We start from the raw sequence: 17,846 nt of genomic DNA on the forward strand, positions 1-17,846 counted from the left end.
AATGCGCCTTTCTAGCTCGGTACAGTAGTGTCCTATGAGCCAGGTTATTCAATCTTTGCGCCGAACCGTAATGCCAGCGCCCATGGCGGGCGGGCCTACCACCGTGCATCTGGTGCGCGCCGCGCATGCGGCCGGCTCCTTTGGCACCCTGGGGCTTGGGTCTGCCAGCGTGGATTCTGCCCGCAGCCAGATCGATGCCTGCGCCGGCATCCCCTTTGGGGTGAACCTGTTTTGCCCGCAGGATCCGTTAACTCCTGAGCAGTTGGCCGCCGCCGCGGATCTGGCCACGGCCGAAGGTACCCCGCTGCCGGATCCCGATTATTCCTTCGGCTTCCACGACAAGCTCGAGCTGGCGCTTCAGGGCGGCGCCCGCGTCGTGTGGTCCATGTTCGGTACCTTTGATTCTGAGCAGCTTGTCCGCATCCACGCCGCGGGTGCCGAGGCCTGGACCACCGTCACCACACCCGATGAGGCCCGCGCTGCCGCCAAACTGGGAGTGGACGCGCTGTGCGTACAAGGGCCCGCTGCCGGCGGGCACCGCGGCACGTGGGACCGCACCGCGCTTCCCGATGATCGGCCACTGCCAGAGCTCATCGCCGCCGTTCACGAAGCCGTCCACGCCGTCGCACCGAACATCCCGCTGATTGCCGCGGGCGGGCTGCGCACGGCAGGAGAGGTAACCCAGGTATTAAGCCTGCCCGGCGTGGCCGCCGCATCGTGCGGCTCTGCCTTTTTGCTGAGTAAAGAAGCCGGAACCAGTGACTACAACCGCAAGCTTCTCCAGCGCGGCGGGGCCACCGTAGCCACCCGCGCCTTTTCCGGGCGGCATGCGCGCGGTTTAGAGACCGACTACACCCGCGCCCACCCCGATATACCCCCGATATATCCCATGCTTAATTCCGTGCTCAAGGAACGCCGAGCGCAGCACGATGGCGCCGTAGCCTACTGTCTCGTAGGTGAGCCGGCGGCCAAAATCCGCGGGGGTAGTGTCGCAGACATTCTGGACTCCCTATGCCAAAACAAACACTGATACACGCTAAAATTTGGGGCGAAGATTGCTAGCCACCCCCGAAATAGAAATGGATGGAGCCTCGTGACTGCGAACGCACATATTGGACATGATGACTGGAACGAGCGCCTCGAATTGGCGCAACAGATGATTCCCCTCATCCACCAACTGCACCGCAACAACAACGTCGTCGCCACCATCTTCGGCCGCCCGCTGGTGGGGCAGACCGATATCGACATCATCAAGTCCCACCGCTACGGACGCCGCATTGCCCAGCGCCAGCTCTCCACGGCAGAAACCCTGCCCATCCTGTCCGAACTAGCGGATATGAACCTAAGCTCCGCGTCCATCGACGTCGGACGCCTCCTCCTGGGCTTTGAAGAGTCGGGCGAAGAAGACCTGCGCCGCTACCTCGAAGATGAACTCACGGAAATCGTCGGTGCCGGCGAGGATATCGACCCAACCGATGTCGTGCTGTACGGCTTTGGCCGCATCGGCCGCCTCCTTGCCCGCATCCTTGTTGCCCGCGAGGCCGCTTACGGCGGCGTGCGCCTGCGCGCGATTGTGGTGCGCAATAAGGGCGAAGGGGACATTATCAAGCGCGCCAGCCTCCTGCGCCGCGATTCCGTCCACGGCGCCTTCAACGGCACCATCAGCGTGGACGAGGAAGAACAGGTTATCTGGGCCAATGGCACGAAGATCCAGATGATCTACGCCAACGATCCAGCCACGATTGATTACACCGAATACGGCATCAACAACGCCGTGCTGGTAGATAACACCGGTGTTTGGCGCGATAAGGAAGGCCTGTCCCAGCACCTTAAGGCCAAGGGCGTGGCCCGCGTGCTGCTGACCGCACCGGGCAAGGGCGATATTAAAAACATCGTCTTTGGCATCAACGATTCCGCCATTACCGATGACGATAAGATCCTCTCCGCCGCATCCTGCACTACCAACGGCATTACCCCGGTGCTCAAGGTGATCAATGACCGCTACGGCGTGGCCCACGGCCACGTGGAAACCGCGCACTCGTTTACCAATGACCAAAACCTCATTGATAACTACCACAAGGGCGAGCGCCGCGGCCGCGCCGCCGGCCTGAACATGGTGCTTGCTGCCACCGGTGCCGCTAAGGCCGTGGCCAAGGCCCTGCCGGAGTTCGAAGGCAAGCTGACCGGTAACGCCATCCGCGTTCCTACCCCGGATGTGTCCATGGCGGTGCTTAACTTGGAGCTGGAGCAAGAAGTCGACCGCGATGAGGTCAATGACTTCCTGCGCAACGTCTCCCTGCACTCGGATCTGCGCCAGCAGATTTCCTACATCGCCTCCCCAGAGGTCGTCTCTAGCGACTTCGTGGGCAATACCAATGCCGGCATCGTCGATGGCATCGCCACCATCGCCTCCGGCAAGCACTTGGTGCTCTACGTCTGGTACGACAACGAGTTTGGTTACTCCAACCAGGTCATCCGCGTGGTGGAGGGGCTTTCTAATGCCCGCCCGGTGGTCCTGCCCAAGCGCGTATCTCCCTCTGAGCTTTAAGCTCGCATAGTTTAAGGCCCGCGGAGTCCCCGCGGGCCTTAGTTATTTAATCGGTAGGGCGAAGTGCTCGTGTGCGCAGCAACCGCCTGGCGGCCCACGAAGTAATGGCGGCGAAAAGCAGGGTCATTATCGCAGCACAGGCGTAGCGGCCAGGAGAATCCGCATTCATCGGCCAGGCGGGGAAGGCAACGAGCCAGAGGACGGTCTTCGCGAGGACATCGCCGCCTACCGTCACGGAGACAATGGTGCCGACGATTGTCAGAGCAAGTGAGCTCCAGATACCAAAGCGGATGACGACGATGAGCGATATCACCGTGAGGACGTACCCCACGCCGACCGCTAGGGGCAGTTGCGCTAGTACGGTTAGGGCAGCACCACCGGCGAAGATAACCGCGACTGAAGCACACGTGCACACCACTGCGATGATGCCCAGTAACCACAGGAGAAGGGCAGTAGAACAGTGGCGAGATTCTGTATAAACAATCGGCCACGCGCCCGAGAACCCCGGCCAGACCAGCACAGGAAGTACACCGGCCCCCACGGGGAGAAGCAGAAATACGAAGAATCCCTGTACATAACGTGGTGGGTAGTAAAGGGCAATAAAGATCAGCGCTAAGGCGCTTAATACCAAGCACGTAATGACCGCTGGCGTCATGATGGCCCGGTGAAAGCCACACAGCGCATCGGCACGGCGCGAGCGGGCAGCGGCACGAGAGACAGTGGCAGGCTGCCATCCCTGAGCCGGAGTGGCGGCAGCACTGACCGTGGGCGCCGTCACGCGCCGGGGTCGGGAAAGCGGCCGTAATCGGCGAGGCGTCATGGTTGCGGTCAAAGAGCCTGCTACAGCGAGGATGAGGCATAACGCAAGCGCAGGAAGTGGGCTTTCCTGTAGTAGTGGATCACCTGGCTCGAGCGGAACCGAATTCTGGTGGATGCGCAGCGCAGGCAAGAGTAACCGTAGCGGCCACGCGGGTGGGAAGGCCCACCATAGCGGCCCCTCGACAACGCGAGGAAGCACACTAATGACCTGCCATATAACCGCGAAGATAAGCGTGACGGCAAGGCCCAGCCTGCGGGCACATGCGGTCGCAAACCCCGCGATGCCGATAGCCCCGAGGAAAGAATAGGCCCCAGCGATGATAAGCAGCTGGTGGTTTGCAAGAGCTTGCGCTGCAACCGCCACCCAGGACAAGCCGAAATTTAGTAGGTGGAAAACAGCGAGGCTTGCCACGACGATGAGGAACCGGGAGGCGTGCTCATAACGGGGATTAAGCCGGCGCCATAGTGTGCCGCCGCCGCGGCTGAGTGCCTCGCGGCGCTCTGGAACGCCAGCAAAAAGCGCAATGAGCGGCGCATACATACCGGTGATAAACATGGACTGCCAGCCAAGAACACCTGTAGCGTCCTCGGCAGAGGACGCAAAGGCAGAAAAGAATACCGTCATTACCACCAGAGGCAGGGCGAGTAAGGGTAACCACTGCACGGCGCTACCGCGGCAACGCAGTAGTTCTGCAGAAAGATACCGTCGATACTGCTTAAACATCGGTCTCACCATCGGCAGAAGTCAGGCGGAAGAATTCGGCTTCCAATTCACCACTGGGGGCCAGTTCCTGCAGGGAGCCGGAATACCGGATGGTACCTTGGGACAAAATAGTGATGTCGTGGGCTAGGTGAAGGACCTCACCGAGTTGATGGGAGCTGACCACGACGGTGTGCCCAGCGGCGGCGAGCTGCTGGAGGAGCTTGCGCAGCTCCGCGATGCCCTGTGGATCGAGTCCATTTTGCGGCTCATCGAGCAATAAGATTTCTGGATCACCCAGTAGGGCCTGGGCTAAGGCTAAACGGGCTTTCATTCCGGTGGAAAAAGACTTTGCCTTCTTAGCACCAGCCCCGGCTAGACCAGCAATGTGCAAGACACGATTGATTTCCGAGTCGGGCAATCCGAGAAGGCGGGTATGCACGCGGAGGTTATCCGTGGCGGATAGGTGCCCGTAGAAGGCTGGCCCGTTAACCGAGGCGCCAACATGGTCGAGAACTTCCCGTGACCATGGTTTGCCAGCCACGCACACCGTTCCCGAATCGGCGGGCAGCAGACCGAGGAAAATGGAAAACAAGGTGGACTTGCCGGCACCATTTCTCCCGAGCACAGCGTGTACCCGGCCAGGTAAGACCTGAAAACTGATATCCCGCAGCACTGCCTGGGAACCAAAAGACTTTGTGATGTGTTCGAAAGAAACCTCATAGCTCATACCAAAAGTATGAGCTGCGCAACTATCGAAATCTTCCGCCTGCGAGACGGTCTTCGCGCCGGGGTAGTCCTACCACAGTAGGAGGCTAGGCAATGCCAGCTTTGTGCGCCAGCAGCACCAAAGCCACGCGGTCGCGTGCAGCTAGCTTGGACATCAGCGCAGAGACATGCGTTTTTACCGTGGTATCTGCGATAGACATGTGGCCGGCAATCTCGCGATTTGTAGCCCCGCGCGCGATGAGCGAGAGCACCTCCATCTCGCGCCGAGTGACTAGGTTAAGCCCCTGGCGTTCGTGTGGACTGAGCTGGCTGTGCGTTAGCGCTTTGCGGTAGCCCTCTAAAACAGGGCCCGTTACCTGCGAGGCGAGGACAGACTCGCCCTTGGCAACGTCGCGTACGGCGTGTACCAGAACCTCTGGGTCGGCGTCTTTTAGCAAGAATCCATGCGCACCGGCGGCAATCGACTGGGATACCAGATCCTCTTCATTGAATGTGGTGAGCATGATAATCCGGCAGTTAGGGGTGCGGGAAAGAATGGCTTGGGCCGCGGCAATTCCATCCATGCCAGGCATTCGTATATCCAAAATGGCCACATCAATGCGGTGGCGAAGTGCCAAGGAAACGGCGTCGCCTCCGGAGGCTGCGGTAGCCACCACCTCAATATCTTCCTGCGCGTTCAATATGGTCGATAAGGCAGCGACGAGCATCGCTTGATCGTCTGCAAGCATGACGCGAATCTTAGGCATGGTTGTCCTTGTGTAATGGTAGTTCCGCAGCCAGTGTAAATTTCTGGGCATCGCCACTGCTAGTTAAGCTTCCGCCCAAGGCTTGGGCGCGTTCCTTAACTCCCACCAAACCGACGCCGCTGCCGGATACCTCACTGGGTGTCGGGGAAGTAGCGGTGGAGATGAGGGTGACCCGTGCGGCATCGGAAAGCGTGAGTTTTAGCTGCACGTGCGTACCGGGGCCTTGGTGGCGCAGGGCATTGGTCAGCCCTTCAGAAATGATGCGTACCAGGGCTAGCTGAGTCAGCGCGGAAACCTCGTAGGAGGAAGGCAATTCCGCGTCAATCTTCAGGCCAGCGGTGCGAAAGCCGTCGATGATGCTCTGTACATGCTCGAGCTGCTGCGCGGGTTCCAAAGCCGAAGGCCCCGTGCTGCGTAGCGCTGTGACAATGCCGCGCACTTCCTCCAGCGCGGAATCCGCACCATCGCGAATGCTCTGCAAGGTGTCCTCGGCAGCGGTGGTATCCGTGCGCGCGGCGATAATCCCGGCATTAGCCTGAACCTTGATCAAGGTGAGGGAGTGGGCCAAGACATCGTGCAATTCCCGAGCGATGAGTAAGCGCTCTTCCTCCTGCGCTTGGTGGAACCGTTCTTGAGCTAAGCGCTCGCGTTGCCTATCCAGGTCAAAATAGCGTGCGGCGATGAAATAGGCGCTGCCGAGCACCGCCCAATGCACCACCAGCAAGGTGATGTAGCGGCGATCGAGCTGGAAAGATAAGAGAAAGGACTCGGGGTCAATGCGCCACATAGCAGGCGATACAAAGGAACCCAAGAGCGCGGCGATAAGCACCGCGCGGGGAATTGAGCGGCGTTCCACGTAGCGGGAAGTGGCGTAGACGGCCATCGGCGCGGTCAATGCCCATGGGGTAACCCCGAGGTTGGCTGGTAGCTGGCTTATCCACGCCGCGGACCACGCACCAAGGAGGACGATAAAGCCAGCTGCACTGAGTACCGGTTTGGTACGCCAGACCCAGATGAAGGGCAAAAATAAAAGCGAAAGCGCTGCTTGGATGAGCTCGATCGCTCCTGGAGCCGCCCAAGCCCCGATGAGATAAAACAGCGCAATGAGCGCTGCCACCGCGGTGAGGATTTTATCCCCTAAGCGTGCTTTGGCGACGGTGTCAGTGCTCATAGTCGGACATAGTAGTACGGCTTCGGGGGACTACTTCTTTTTGTCCTTCTTCTTACCTTTCTTCTTATCTTTCTTTGTGGGTGAGGCCTCCAGCTTGGCAGCTACATCCGGCACATAACGGAACTCTTCGCGGTCTGGGCGCTCGTAGGTCTTGCCATCGGAATCGGGACGGTGCGGGATCTCCGGCAACTCGCGCTCGATCTTCTCGTAGGGGATGGTATTGAGCAAGTGCGAAATGACGTTGATGCGCGAGCGCTTTTTGTCCTCAGACTCCACGGTGTACCACGGTGCGGTCGGGGTATCGGTGTGGATGAACATGGCATCCTTGGCGCGGGAATAGTCTTCCCAGCGGGTAATGGATTGGAGATCCATGGGCGAGAGCTTCCAGCGGCGCAGCGGATCATTGCGGCGGGATTCAAAGCGCTTAATCTGCTCTTCATCAGAGACGGAGAACCAGTATTTGCGCAGGATAATGCCATCTTCCACAAGCATCTGCTCAAAGGTGGGAGCCTGGTGCAAGAAGCGGACGTATTCTTGGTCGGTGCAAAAGCCCATGACGCGCTCAACGCCAGCGCGGTTGTACCAGGAGCGGTCAAAGATGACGATTTCGCCCTTGGTAGGCAGCTTTTCCACGTAGCGCTGGAAATACCACTGGCCCTGTTCGCGCGAGTTCGGGGCGGGAAGCGCCTCGATGCGGCAGGTGCGGGGGTTGAGGTACTGCGTGATGCGCTTAATGGCAGAACCCTTGCCGGCGGCGTCGCGGCCTTCCATGATGATGACCACGCGGGCGCCGGTCTCAACAACCCACTGCTGCATATCGACGAGCTCTGCTTGCAACCGCTCGAGCTCTTTTTCGTAGGCCTTTTTATTCAGCTTCTTAGGGGATTTGCTGCTTTTGGTGCTCATTCTTCCAGCTTAACGGCTTGGTGGCCCTATCTAGAAAACTGGTATGCCCTCGTTGGAGTGAGAACCCAGCCACAGCATGTGCGGGGTATGTGCAACAGGCTTAGAGGCTGGGCTCGCCGTAGCGAGTGGTATTAGAAATATGGCCGAGTCCTTCGACGTCGATGGCGACCGTATCGCCGTCTTGGAGGAATTGCTGCGGGTCGCGGGCAAAACCAACGCCTTCGGGCGTACCGGTTACGATGACGTCACCGGGGTTGAGGGGGTAGAGCTGCGAGCAGAATTCTATGAGTTCAGCGATGGAAAAGATGAGGTCATCGGTATTATCCTGCTGGCGCACTTCACCATTAACCGTGGTGGTCAGCCGCGCGCTACTGCCCGGCGCCCATTCATCAGGGGTGGTCAGCCAAGGCCCAAACCCTGCGGTGCGATAAAAAGACTTGCCAGCGTGAAATTGGCTGGTCTGGCGCTGAAAATCGCGCAAGGTGTAGTCATTCATGATGGAATACCCCGCCACGTAATCCAATGCGTCCGCGCGGGTTACGCGGTGCGCGCGCTCGCCGATGACCACCGCTAGCTCACCCTCATAGTCCAGCTTCTGGGTAGCGTATTCGGGGATATAGACGTCATCGAAGGGGCCGGTTAGCGCATCGGCGAATTTGATAAACAGCGTGGGGTGCTCGGGAAAGTCGCGGCCCATTTCCCGGATATGCTTGGCGTAATTAAGGCCCACGCAGATGATCTTCCCTGGCGTTGGGACGACTGCTTCTAAATCATGCTGATCAAAGACTATTGGCTCGCCGGATAGCTGTGCGGCCTTGCGCCAATCTTCGCTGCGCAGCAGCGCGCCTACGTCTTCGTAGTCCAGCTCCACTCCCACATTATCGCCTTCAATGCGGATTGCGGAGGTGCCGAACGCGGTGCGAAGAGTAGCCAATTTCATGCCAGCTAGTCTAGCGCACTCCTTATTTCTGCTACCGCGTCAGCGCAAAGGATGGGGATCTCCACCTTTTCTTGCTTGGACCACGGCTTGAGCACAAACGATGCCGGATCCATCCGGCCTGGCGGCCTTCCGATGCCTATGGAAAGACGCTGATAGTCCTTAGTACCGAGCGACTTCGTGGTAGAGCGCAGACCGTTGTGCCCGTGATCGCCGCCGCCTTGGCGCAATTTCACGGTCCCGAAGTCGAACTCTAATTCATCGTGGACTACCACAATATCCGCGGGCGCCAGATGGAAATACTGGGCGAGTGCCTTGATCGGCCCGCCAGAAAGATTCATAAAGGACCGCGGTTTAGCGCAGATTACCTTGCGGCCGGATAGCGTTCCTTCCGCAACCTCGGTATTAGTCTTCTTATGTACCGAAAAGCTGCTCATTAATTCACCGGCGAGCTCATCGGCAACATCGAAGCCGATATTGTGCCGCGTGCCGGAATATTTCGGGCCAGGATTGCCAAGGCCTACTACGAGTAGTGGAGTCACTGCATTATTGTCGCATAGATTGAAATTCTATTGGAAATACAATTACATGCTCCATGGAATATGCCGCCGAGTATCATTGCTGCTCGGTTGCTAAAAATACTTCTTATAACGGTGGACTTGGAGAAGTATCGTAGTGATTAAGGAGGTGCGCCCCATGTCCGAAAAATCAACTGAAGTTGATCGCGAAACCGAAAATGTACCTAGTAGCAAAGTTGCTGCTGCGCGGCTCATTATCAAGCGCGCTAAGGAAGGCAAGGGCAAGATTGAAATCACGCCTAGAATTCGTGAACTTGCCGGACAAGATTTATAAAACCATCTATAAAACTGCGATATCGCCGTGAGCATTGCTGCTCACGGCGATATGCGTTTGGGGGAGTGGGAAACTACTCCTCAGAATCGCCGGACTCGGAGGACTCGCCCTCCTCATCGACGGAGTCGGCACCAGCGTCGGCGCCGCCTTCCTCAGCAGCCTCAGCGGCCTCTTCGAGCTCCTCGTCAACCTCAGGCAGGGAGATGGAGAGGATAACGGTCTCTGGGTCTGCCACCAGGGTGGTGCCTTCCGGCATGGTGATGTCGGCGGCGGTGATGACTTCGCCGTCCTCGAGGCCCTCGATGGACAGTTCGATCTCTTCCGGAATGTTCAGTACGTCAGCCTCAACCATGAGGACGTCTGCGTCCTGGATGTGCATGGTGCCCGGTGCGGACTCGCCGGTCAGGGTAATCGGAACCTCAACCTCGACCTTCTCGCCGCGCTTAATCAGCAGCAAGTCAACGTGGTCGATGTCCATGGTGAGCACGTTCTGGTCAACGTTCTTGACCATGGTCAGGTACTGCTCGCCTTCGATCTCGAGCTCCAGAACGGCGTTGACACCGTTGTTGCGAACGAGGGACTGGATGTCCAGCAGCGGCACTGCGAAGTGTACTGGCTCCTGGTCGCTACCGTAGATTACGCCGGGAACCTTCCAGTCGCGGCGCAGGCGGCGGGCGTAGCCCTTGCCAAAGACGGTACGTGGTTCTGCTTTAATGATTGGGCGCTCTGCCATGATGCAATCTCCTTTGTCGGTGTAGTGCGGCGAGGCTATCGAAGTTATAAAAACGACGAAAGCCTGCCGATGAACGTCTTGGACGAGTCATCGCAGGCGTCAATAAAAGCAACATGCTCTAACTTCAATCGCGTCGATAACGGCTTCCCAATTTTTGAGTCGCCCTCGCCGAGACTGAGTTAGATTAGCATCTCTCGGCCGACGAAACCAAAACCCACCCCGTTAATCTTCCTTCGCGCCCTTTCCTCTGATTGCGCCCTTCGCGCTCACCGGCGGCGCGTATGTCTGTAGCTCGGGTTACGCAGTGAGCGCGAAGGGCGGGTGGGAGAACAGCAGGCGGTAGTGCTTGCGCGTACCTGCGACGCCCTTGGCGCTCACGGGGATGGAAAACACCAACACCCCGCCGTTCACGGTGAGCGCGAAGGGCGGGGTGCGAGGTGTAGTGTGACCGGCGAAACGCTTATGCCCGATCGAAAAGGGTAGTTACAGAACCGTTTTCGAAGATCTCGTGGATGGTCCGAGCCAGCAGTGGGGCGATGGACAGGACCTTGAGGTTGGACCAGCCTTCGGTGGACTGCGGCAGGGTATCGGTGGTGATGACTTCCTCGGCACCGCATTCGGACAGGCGCTCGCGGGCGGGGTCAGAGAATACGCCGTGGGTGCAGGCGATGATGACCTTCTTTGCGCCCGCTTCCTTGAGCACGCGCACAGCGCCGGCGATGGTGCCACCGGTGTCAATCATGTCATCGAGAAGCACGCAGTCCTTGCCCTCAACTTCGCCCACCACGCGGTTGGAGACCGTCTTATTGGCCTCGGTATTCGAGCGGGTCTTGTGCACGAAGGCCAGCGGGGCATCGCCCAAGTCGTGGGCCCACTTTTCGGCGACCTTCACGCGTCCAGCATCGGGGGAGACGACGGCGATGTTATCGGTGGCGTACTTGGACTTGATGTAGTCCGTCAAGATGGGCTGGGCGTGCATGTGGTCCACAGGGCCGTCGAAGAAGCCCTGAATCTGGTCCGTGTGCAGGTCCACCGAGACGATGCGGTCCGCACCGGCTGCCTCCAGGAGATCTGCGACCAGGCGGGCGGAGATGGGCTCGCGGCCCAAGTGCTTCTTATCCTGACGCGCATATGGGTAGAACGGCAAGATCGCGGTGATGCGCTTGGCGGAACCACGCTTCAGCGCATCGATCATGATGAGCTGTTCCATCAACCACTTATTAAGCGGCTGAGAATGCGATTGCATGACGAAGCAGTCAGCGCCGCGCACGGACTCTTCGAAGCGGATAAAGATCTCGCCATTGGCGAAGTCCCGGGCGGTGGTGGGAACCAGATCAGTGTTGAGTTCCTTTGCCACTGCCTCTGCCAATTCTGGGTGTGCGCGCCCAGAAAAGAGCTTCATGTTCTTGCTACTACCAGTTACCTTGCCAGTCATAGGAGAATATGCCCCTTTACTTTTCGTTGTCCTGTGCACGGGCTGCGGCTTCTGCCGCTGGGGTGCCCGGACGCTTCTTTTCAACCCAGCCTTCGATATTGCGCTGTTTGCCACCGGAGACTACGAGTGCTCCCGCGGGAACATCGTCTTTAATTACTGTACCCGCACCGGAGTACGCGCCATCACCGACATTGACTGGAGCGATAAACATCGTATCCGAGCCGGTGCGCACGTGGCTGCCAATGGTGGTGTGGTGCTTGTCCACACCGTCGTAATTGACGAAGACCGAGGACGCACCGATATTGGATTCCTCGCCCACGGTGGCATCGCCAATATAGGTAAGGTGCGGCACCTTGGTACCGCGGCCGAGCTCGGCATTTTTCGCTTCCACGAAGCCGCCGAGCTTACCGTCTTCGCCCACGATGGTATTCGGGCGAATAAAGGTAAATGGCCCGATCTTGGCGTTAACGCCGATGACGGAATCACTGCCGTGCGTGCGGACCACGGACGCGCCGGTACCAATCTGCATATTCGTCAACGTGGAATCTGGGCCGACCTCGGCATTATCGGCGATGCTAGTCGCTCCCCATAGCTGGGTGCCGGGGTGGATGGTGACATCGGTGCCGATGGTGACATTGACACCGATCCAAGTGGTTTCCGGATCGATGATGGTGGCGCCGCCGCGCATGGCCTTTTCCACCATGCGGCGGTTGAGCTCGCGGCCGGCGGCCGCCAGCTGCACGCGATCATTAACCCCGGCGAGTTCCTGCGGATCTGCGGCCACGTGTGCTCCCACGTCATGCCCGGCGGTGCGGGCGATTTCGAGGACATCGGTAATGTAGAGCTCGTCCTGCGCATTATTGGTATCAAGCTTGGTTAGGGCATCGCGCAGCGCTGCCGCATCGAACGCGAAAACGCCGGAGTTGACCTCATCGACCAAGCGCTGTTCTTCGGTGGCATCCTTGTGCTCCACGATGGCGGACACGGATCCGTCCGTGTCGCGAATGATGCGGCCATAGCCGGTAGGCTCTGCAAGGCGCATGGATAACACCGTGACCGCATTGCCTTGAGCGGTGTGGGTATCGCGCAACCCCTCGATGGTTTCTGGGGTCAAAAGCGGCACGTCACCATTGGTGACGATGATGGTGCCTTCGAAATCAGAAATCGGGGAAATCCCGCAGGACACGGCGTGGCCGGTACCGCGCTGTTCTTCCTGCACGGCCTGCACAACCTTGCGGTCCAGCTCATTCGCAATTTTTTCTACGACGGGCGAGACCTGCTCGCGCTGGTGGCCCACGACGGTCACGAGGTGGTCTGGATTAATTCCCGCCGCGGCGTGCAGCGCATGTCCAAGCAGCGTGCGACCGCCAATTTCGTGCAAAGTCTTTTGCTTTGTGGATTTCATGCGCGTGCCGGCGCCCGCCGCGAGGACGACGACGGCACTTGGGGTAGTTGCTTCCACGGTCAACAAAACTCCTGGGGGTTGAGTTTGATTAGTTCTTCGGGCTTTATTTTATAGTCCATATTTAAACTATGTGCGAGAAACCTCCTTAAGGCTGCCCGCGCGCCACACTCCAACAAAGCCGACGAGCGCCAAGAAAATCAACGCTGCCTCTGGCCCCGCGAGAGCGATGACGGAAGAAATGCCACCCATGATGAGCAAAATAATGCCCATCATGGTGTTAGCCGCACCCACGTATTGCGTCCTTTTATCCCCACCGGCCATATCCACCACGTAGGTCTTTCGCGCCACGCGAACTGCCGTATGCGCGAGATTGACGGCAAAGAAGCCGAGCGGCATGACCCAAGCATTCACAGCGTCTGAGGCCCAGTGGGAACTAGCCACGATGAGCAGGATGATAACGGAGGAGGCGGCAGCACCAGCCGCCATGGTGTTCTTGGAAGACTTATCCGAAAATACGCCAGAAACTAGCCCACCGATAAGCGAGGCCAAACCAGAGGCAATCACGAAGCCGAAGACACCAGAAAGGTCATCGTGCAGCAGCACGATAAATGCGGTAGAAAGCGCCGAGACCAGCAGCAGAGCGCGAACGATGACGAAGTTGCGGAACTGGGCATCGTCAGTGAAAAGGTGCCACGTATCTGACCACCAGCTCTTATCGATGCCCTCTTGCTTACCCTCCGGCACCGGCTCTTCCACGTGCGAAAATACCCACGTCGCAATGGCCCAGGTAGAAGCGCCGACCAATAAAACGATGCCCATAGTAGAGATCGTGAGATCCCCCAAGAGGAATAAGATGACGCCGGCAAGCAGGGTGGCCCCGCCGCCCAAGGCCGCTGCGGATCCGGTCACTCGGCCGCGCTGGCCCTTGGAAATCGTGCGCGCCTGCACGTCTTTGCCGGCGATGGAACACAACGCGCGGAACAGGGAAAGCGCCGCCAATGCAAGAAGTACGATCACGCCCAACCATGCTCCGCGTATAAAGAATGCTGCAAGGGCAATCACGGCGGCGGAGATGGCTTGGCCGGTCGAGCCGATCATCCACAAGCGCTTGCGGGCGCGGTGCGTGGTCACCCAAGGGGTAAGTGCGGCCTGCGGCAGCATGGAGCCAGATTCCCGGATAGGGGTAAGCAGACCGGTGAAGAAGGCAGGGACGCCTGCCGCATTAAAGAGCGCCGGCAGCACCGTTTTGGACGCAACGATCTGGTCGCCTAAATTTTGTAGGCCATTGGACCAGATGAAGTACCTGGCATTTGAGTTAGACATGAAAGAACTTTCGAGATAACCGAGACAAAGCGGGATCACACTGTAATCCGGTCATAAGAGACCGCCTATCAACTTTACTCGCTTCCTACCCCTGGAAAGGGCGAAACCGCTGCGATCGGCTATGTTCAGTAGTTGTTATGCACGACGTGGATCCCCTCATCAACACGATGTACCAGGCCTTCGATCTGATCGGAGTGGCCTTGAACGGCATCATCGGCGGCACGATCGCCCGCCGCCGCGAATTCGACATCGTGGGTTTTATTTTCCTCGCCTTATTTTCCGGCCTGGCTGGCGGCATGATCCGCGACATGCTTATCGATGACGGCCCCGCAGCCGCCATCTCAGATCCCTGGTACTTGGGCCTTGCCTGCGCCGGGGCGCTGACGGCCTTCCTTATGGAACTGAAGGGAAAGGCGTGGGAGATTTTCCGCGAGCACGGCGATGCCATCATTTTGGGTATGTGGTCTACCACCGGTTGCGTGAAGGCACTGGCTGCAGGCATGCCCATGATCCCGTGCGTGTTTTTAGGTGTCTTAACCGCCGTCGGCGGGGGAATGGTCCGTGATGTCGCCTCTGGACAAATCCCGTCCATTTTCGGCGGCAGCCCCCTCTACGCAGTGCCGTCTATCGTCACAGGCATTGTCATGGTGACCTTTGCATCCTATGACCAATTTGCCATGGGCATGGTGGTTTCCCCGATCGTCGGCAGTGGCATGGCCATCATTTCCTACTGGCGGGGCTGGGTCCTGCCCCGCGCTGGGGTCGCGCCAGTGAACTACACCGCGGCACAGGTGGCCGCGATTGCCAAGAAGGCGGAGATAAAAGGCTTCCGCCGCGGCCGGCGCAAGCGCTAGCGGCTTAAACGGCGCATAGGGCCGTACCGCAGCCAGCTTTAAGGCAGGTTGGTGACGATGGCGATGATAGTAAGGATAATCAGGACAAGAACGCTCCACCTGAGGAAAGGATCCTTGGTCAGGGGCAATGGCTCCCGGGAGTCGTCATCATCAGGTTCCGGGGAAGACGTGGAGTGTGGAGCGGTCATGGCAGGAATCCTTTCGAGTGCAACGCTGCTGCAATGCTAGTGAGGGCGACTATAAGCATCGCCCTCGAGCAAGAGCAAGGCACCTCGACGGCACTGCGTGAGTGCCTTGTGGAGGACGACTACAGATTATCCACTGCGTACTGTGCTTCTTCTGCGGTGAACTTTTCACCGTATTCGCTAACGAGCTGGTCATAGATAGCATTGGGCGACATGCTCATCATTTCTTCGTAATCGCGGGCCGTTTGAAGCGCATTATCGTGGTAGTCCGCTTCCAAATTATCAATTGCGTACTGGGCGGCTTCCGGGCTGAATTGTTCACCGTACTCGCTGCTGAGCTGGTCGTACAATCCCTGCTTGGACATGTGCATGGTATCTGAGTACACCTTGGCACTCTTCAAAGCATTCTTGAATTCGCGCGGAACATCCTGGTCTTCGCTTCGTTCTTCTGGTTGATCGTCTTGCTCATCGCGAGCATCGTCGTCTGGGTTTATTTCCTGGGCATCTTCCGCCGGGGTGGCCTCTACAGTGCCTTGCTGGGTGGTCTGGTCTGTGGAGCTTTCGCTGGTTTCATCATCGCTGCCGCCCAAATTGGCAATGATGCCGATAACGATGAGGACACCGATGATGATTGCGCCCCACTTAAGGCAGCCGCCCTTTTTCTTTTGGGGCTGCTCAGGAGCCGGCTGTCCAGCTGCTGGTTGACCAGCCGGTTGGGAATTATCGGAATAGGGGGATGGAGAGGTCATGGTGTGGATACCTTTCAAGGTGAGTGAGAGAGGAAAAGGGGAAAGTTTTCCGACATTGGCTGCAAGTTCGCAGCAGTGGTCGAGAACGATTAGCGCAGCGGATCTTTGGCAACGTGGACGGTACTGTCTTGAATATCGCCCAAATCAACGACAATGTTGCAGGAATAGAATTCTCGGACTGGAGTGCCAAATCCATTGGGGAAATCAACGTGGCCAAAGGCGTAGTACCTACGCGGCGAATCAGTGATTGAATCTGACGACTGAATGTCAATGTCTTCTGGAAAACTGACTCCACCGGGATACTTGGCACGGCTGGTTACCTGCTCACGGCATGCATCCAAAGCAGCTTTTGTATCTTCGGTTTCGCTTATTTTCAAAATGGCAAGATCAAAGAATATTAATGCTACGAGGGCGGATCCAACGAGCAATAGCCAGAACCACCACCGCTTTACAAGCGGCTTTTCCACATGTGCTGAAGGAAGTGGCGTCGCATTTTCAAGGGAGGGAGACGGGTGAGGAGAGGTGTCCAACGCATTGGTCTTTCGGAAGAGAGAAAATGAGTGATTATTGCCGGTGCACACCCCGGCATCGAGCTGTGGTGTGAAGTAGCAATGGTTTAACTAAATCAACCGGTCTGGACATAAGCATGCGGGCAAGGAAGGAAAATCGCCTATGTGTACGAAAGTTGTAGATTGCCTCGACTTTCCTTGGCTTAAAGTGGAGTAAGAAGTAGATTAAGGTATTTGCGATTATTGATGGCTCAGTAGTGGGGTAGAGAAAGGCTTATTTCTATGAAGGCGGACGTAGTAATCGTTGGCGGTGGATTTGCGGGCACTTCTGCAGCTATTACCTTGGCCCGCGCGAATCGGACTGTCGCATTAGTGGACTCAAATCAGCCACGAAATAGGTTTAGCGAGCATTCCCACGGAGTTTTAGGATTTGATTCAGCTTCGCCTATTCAAACGCTTGAAAGCGGACGCCGTGAATTTCAGTCGTTCGGCGGAGAGGTTATTTCTCAAATGGCGAAGTCGCTTGCTCTTGCTGATGGCGACACTCGTGGGTGGAAAACCGAATTGGAAAGCGGCGACGCCGTTTACTCGCGCCATGTAATCGTAGCTACAGGTATCACTGACAAATTGCCAGACATCCCCGGAGTAGCGCAGCTGTGGGGCAACCGGGTCTTTCACTGCCCTTATTGCCATGGTTATGAGGTAAAAAATAAAAACCTGGTCGTTATTGGTGGGAAGAACCCTCCATTTACTTTCCGTATAACGAAGTTGCTCACTAAATGGACGGATCGAGTGACTTTCTATCCAAATGGCTTGGATCTTTCCCAGGAAGAAAAACGCCTTATGGAATCGCTAGGAATCACAATTGAACCTAATTTGGTGCAAGGGGTTAGAGAATCTGAACGCTTTGGTGGCGGCGTAGTACTTGACGTTGGGCAGGAAAAGAAAGAATACGAAGCTTGTTTTACCGGTCCGGAATTTGTTCCCAATGACTCAATACTTAAACAAGCCGGATGCGCTGTAGAACACGGTTGGGTTAAAGCGGACTCTGGGATGACGTCGCTGGAGGGCATTTGGGCTGCAGGAAATGTCATAAGCTCCCCATACCAAATGCCGCAAGCCATGGGTGCTGGAGCCGCCGTTGCCATTAAGGTGGCTCAGAAGATGTTTGACGAGGATATCTCCTACTAAAGGATTTACACTTTCATTGCTCATACCGGAGATTGGATAGTGGTGGCTTCCCCA

General features: G+C 57.6%; 19 protein-coding genes. 5 read left to right on the plus strand and 14 right to left on the minus strand.

Features of this window, described 5'->3' with window-relative positions; genetic code table 11:
• Window positions 1-34: 34 nt before the first annotated feature.
• On the plus strand, window positions 35-1,030 hold the full coding sequence (locus HMPREF1257_RS04525; RefSeq protein ID WP_023027929.1) for a nitronate monooxygenase: 996 nt from the start codon (window positions 35-37) through the stop codon (window positions 1,028-1,030).
• A gap of 63 nt (window positions 1,031-1,093) precedes the next feature.
• On the plus strand, window positions 1,094-2,548 hold the full coding sequence (locus HMPREF1257_RS04530) for a glyceraldehyde-3-phosphate dehydrogenase (RefSeq protein ID WP_023026068.1): 1,455 nt from the start codon (window positions 1,094-1,096) through the stop codon (window positions 2,546-2,548).
• 46 nt (window positions 2,549-2,594) lie between these two features.
• Here the strand turns inward: HMPREF1257_RS04530 and HMPREF1257_RS04535 are convergent, their stop codons facing one another.
• The 7 genes from HMPREF1257_RS04535 to pth form a co-directional block, all read right to left on the minus strand.
• The gene (locus HMPREF1257_RS04535) at window positions 2,595-3,992 is read right to left on the minus strand and encodes a hypothetical protein (RefSeq protein ID WP_023026070.1); all 1,398 of its coding nucleotides are present in this window, start codon (window positions 3,990-3,992) and stop codon (window positions 2,595-2,597) included.
• 91 nt (window positions 3,993-4,083) lie between these two features.
• A complete protein-coding gene (locus tag HMPREF1257_RS04540) occupies window positions 4,084-4,797 on the minus strand; it encodes an ATP-binding cassette domain-containing protein (RefSeq protein ID WP_023026072.1) in 714 nt (237 codons plus the stop codon).
• Window positions 4,798-4,882: 85 nt separating this feature from the next.
• The gene (locus tag HMPREF1257_RS04545) at window positions 4,883-5,542 is read right to left on the minus strand and encodes a response regulator transcription factor (RefSeq protein ID WP_023026075.1); all 660 of its coding nucleotides are present in this window, start codon (window positions 5,540-5,542) and stop codon (window positions 4,883-4,885) included.
• Window positions 5,535-6,713 carry a sensor histidine kinase gene (locus HMPREF1257_RS04550; protein WP_023026077.1) on the minus strand — a complete coding sequence of 393 codons (1,179 nt, stop codon included), beginning with the start codon at window positions 6,711-6,713 and terminating at the stop codon, window positions 5,535-5,537. Before HMPREF1257_RS04550 ends, HMPREF1257_RS04545 begins: the two co-directional genes overlap by 8 nt.
• A 30-nt stretch (window positions 6,714-6,743) precedes the next feature.
• Window positions 6,744-7,619, minus strand: a complete 876-nt coding sequence (gene ppk2, locus HMPREF1257_RS04555; protein ID WP_023026080.1) for a polyphosphate kinase 2 — start codon at window positions 7,617-7,619, stop codon at window positions 6,744-6,746.
• 100 nt (window positions 7,620-7,719) lie between these two features.
• A complete protein-coding gene (locus HMPREF1257_RS04560; RefSeq protein WP_023026082.1) occupies window positions 7,720-8,559 on the minus strand; it encodes a fumarylacetoacetate hydrolase family protein in 840 nt (279 codons plus the stop codon).
• A 5-nt stretch (window positions 8,560-8,564) separates the two neighbouring features.
• Window positions 8,565-9,098, minus strand: coding sequence for an aminoacyl-tRNA hydrolase (gene pth / locus HMPREF1257_RS04565; RefSeq protein ID WP_023026084.1), 534 nt, complete (start codon window positions 9,096-9,098; stop codon window positions 8,565-8,567).
• Between the two features lie 154 nt (window positions 9,099-9,252).
• On the opposite strand from pth, the gene HMPREF1257_RS04570 reads away from it, so the two are divergent.
• Window positions 9,253-9,408, plus strand: a complete 156-nt coding sequence (locus HMPREF1257_RS04570; protein ID WP_023027927.1) for a hypothetical protein — start codon at window positions 9,253-9,255, stop codon at window positions 9,406-9,408.
• A 73-nt stretch (window positions 9,409-9,481) separates the two neighbouring features.
• On the opposite strand, the gene HMPREF1257_RS04575 is transcribed toward HMPREF1257_RS04570, so the two are convergent.
• The 4 genes from HMPREF1257_RS04575 to HMPREF1257_RS04590 all read right to left on the minus strand — a co-directional run bounded on the left by HMPREF1257_RS04575 (window position 9,482) and on the right by HMPREF1257_RS04590 (window position 14,304).
• Window positions 9,482-10,141, minus strand: coding sequence for a 50S ribosomal protein L25/general stress protein Ctc (locus tag HMPREF1257_RS04575; RefSeq protein WP_023026089.1), 660 nt, complete (start codon window positions 10,139-10,141; stop codon window positions 9,482-9,484).
• Window positions 10,142-10,601: 460 nt separating this feature from the next.
• Entirely contained in the window at window positions 10,602-11,576 is a 975-nt protein-coding gene (locus HMPREF1257_RS04580; RefSeq protein ID WP_023026092.1) for a ribose-phosphate diphosphokinase, read from the minus strand.
• A gap of 16 nt (window positions 11,577-11,592) precedes the next feature.
• On the minus strand, window positions 11,593-13,038 hold the full coding sequence (gene glmU, locus HMPREF1257_RS04585) for a bifunctional UDP-N-acetylglucosamine diphosphorylase/glucosamine-1-phosphate N-acetyltransferase GlmU (RefSeq protein ID WP_023026094.1): 1,446 nt from the start codon (window positions 13,036-13,038) through the stop codon (window positions 11,593-11,595).
• A gap of 69 nt (window positions 13,039-13,107) precedes the next feature.
• Window positions 13,108-14,304: a hypothetical protein gene (locus HMPREF1257_RS04590; RefSeq protein ID WP_023026096.1), complete on the minus strand. Its 1,197-nt coding sequence runs from the start codon at window positions 14,302-14,304 to the stop codon at window positions 13,108-13,110.
• Window positions 14,305-14,441: 137 nt separating this feature from the next.
• Between HMPREF1257_RS04590 and HMPREF1257_RS04595 the strand changes: the two genes are divergently transcribed.
• Window positions 14,442-15,158 (plus strand): trimeric intracellular cation channel family protein, encoded by a 717-nt coding sequence (locus tag HMPREF1257_RS04595; RefSeq protein ID WP_023026098.1) that lies wholly within the window; start codon window positions 14,442-14,444, stop codon window positions 15,156-15,158.
• Window positions 15,159-15,196: 38 nt separating this feature from the next.
• On the opposite strand, the gene HMPREF1257_RS12370 is transcribed toward HMPREF1257_RS04595, so the two are convergent.
• The 3 genes from HMPREF1257_RS12370 to HMPREF1257_RS04605 all read right to left on the minus strand — a co-directional run bounded on the left by HMPREF1257_RS12370 (window position 15,197) and on the right by HMPREF1257_RS04605 (window position 16,622).
• Window positions 15,197-15,346 carry a hypothetical protein gene (locus HMPREF1257_RS12370; protein ID WP_023026100.1) on the minus strand — a complete coding sequence of 50 codons (150 nt, stop codon included), beginning with the start codon at window positions 15,344-15,346 and terminating at the stop codon, window positions 15,197-15,199.
• 119 nt (window positions 15,347-15,465) lie between these two features.
• A complete protein-coding gene (locus tag HMPREF1257_RS04600) occupies window positions 15,466-16,092 on the minus strand; it encodes an Ltp family lipoprotein (RefSeq protein ID WP_023026102.1) in 627 nt (208 codons plus the stop codon).
• An 89-nt stretch (window positions 16,093-16,181) separates the two neighbouring features.
• Entirely contained in the window at window positions 16,182-16,622 is a 441-nt protein-coding gene (locus HMPREF1257_RS04605; protein ID WP_156904668.1) for a hypothetical protein, read from the minus strand.
• Window positions 16,623-16,883: 261 nt separating this feature from the next.
• Here HMPREF1257_RS04605 and HMPREF1257_RS04610 point away from each other — a divergent pair, with 261 nt between their 5' ends.
• Window positions 16,884-17,792 (plus strand): NAD(P)/FAD-dependent oxidoreductase, encoded by a 909-nt coding sequence (locus HMPREF1257_RS04610; RefSeq protein WP_034659296.1) that lies wholly within the window; start codon window positions 16,884-16,886, stop codon window positions 17,790-17,792.
• The last annotated feature ends 54 nt before the right edge of the window (window positions 17,793-17,846 follow it).

This window comes from Corynebacterium sp. KPL1814 (assembly GCF_000478175.1).
GTDB lineage: Bacteria > Actinomycetota > Actinomycetes > Mycobacteriales > Mycobacteriaceae > Corynebacterium.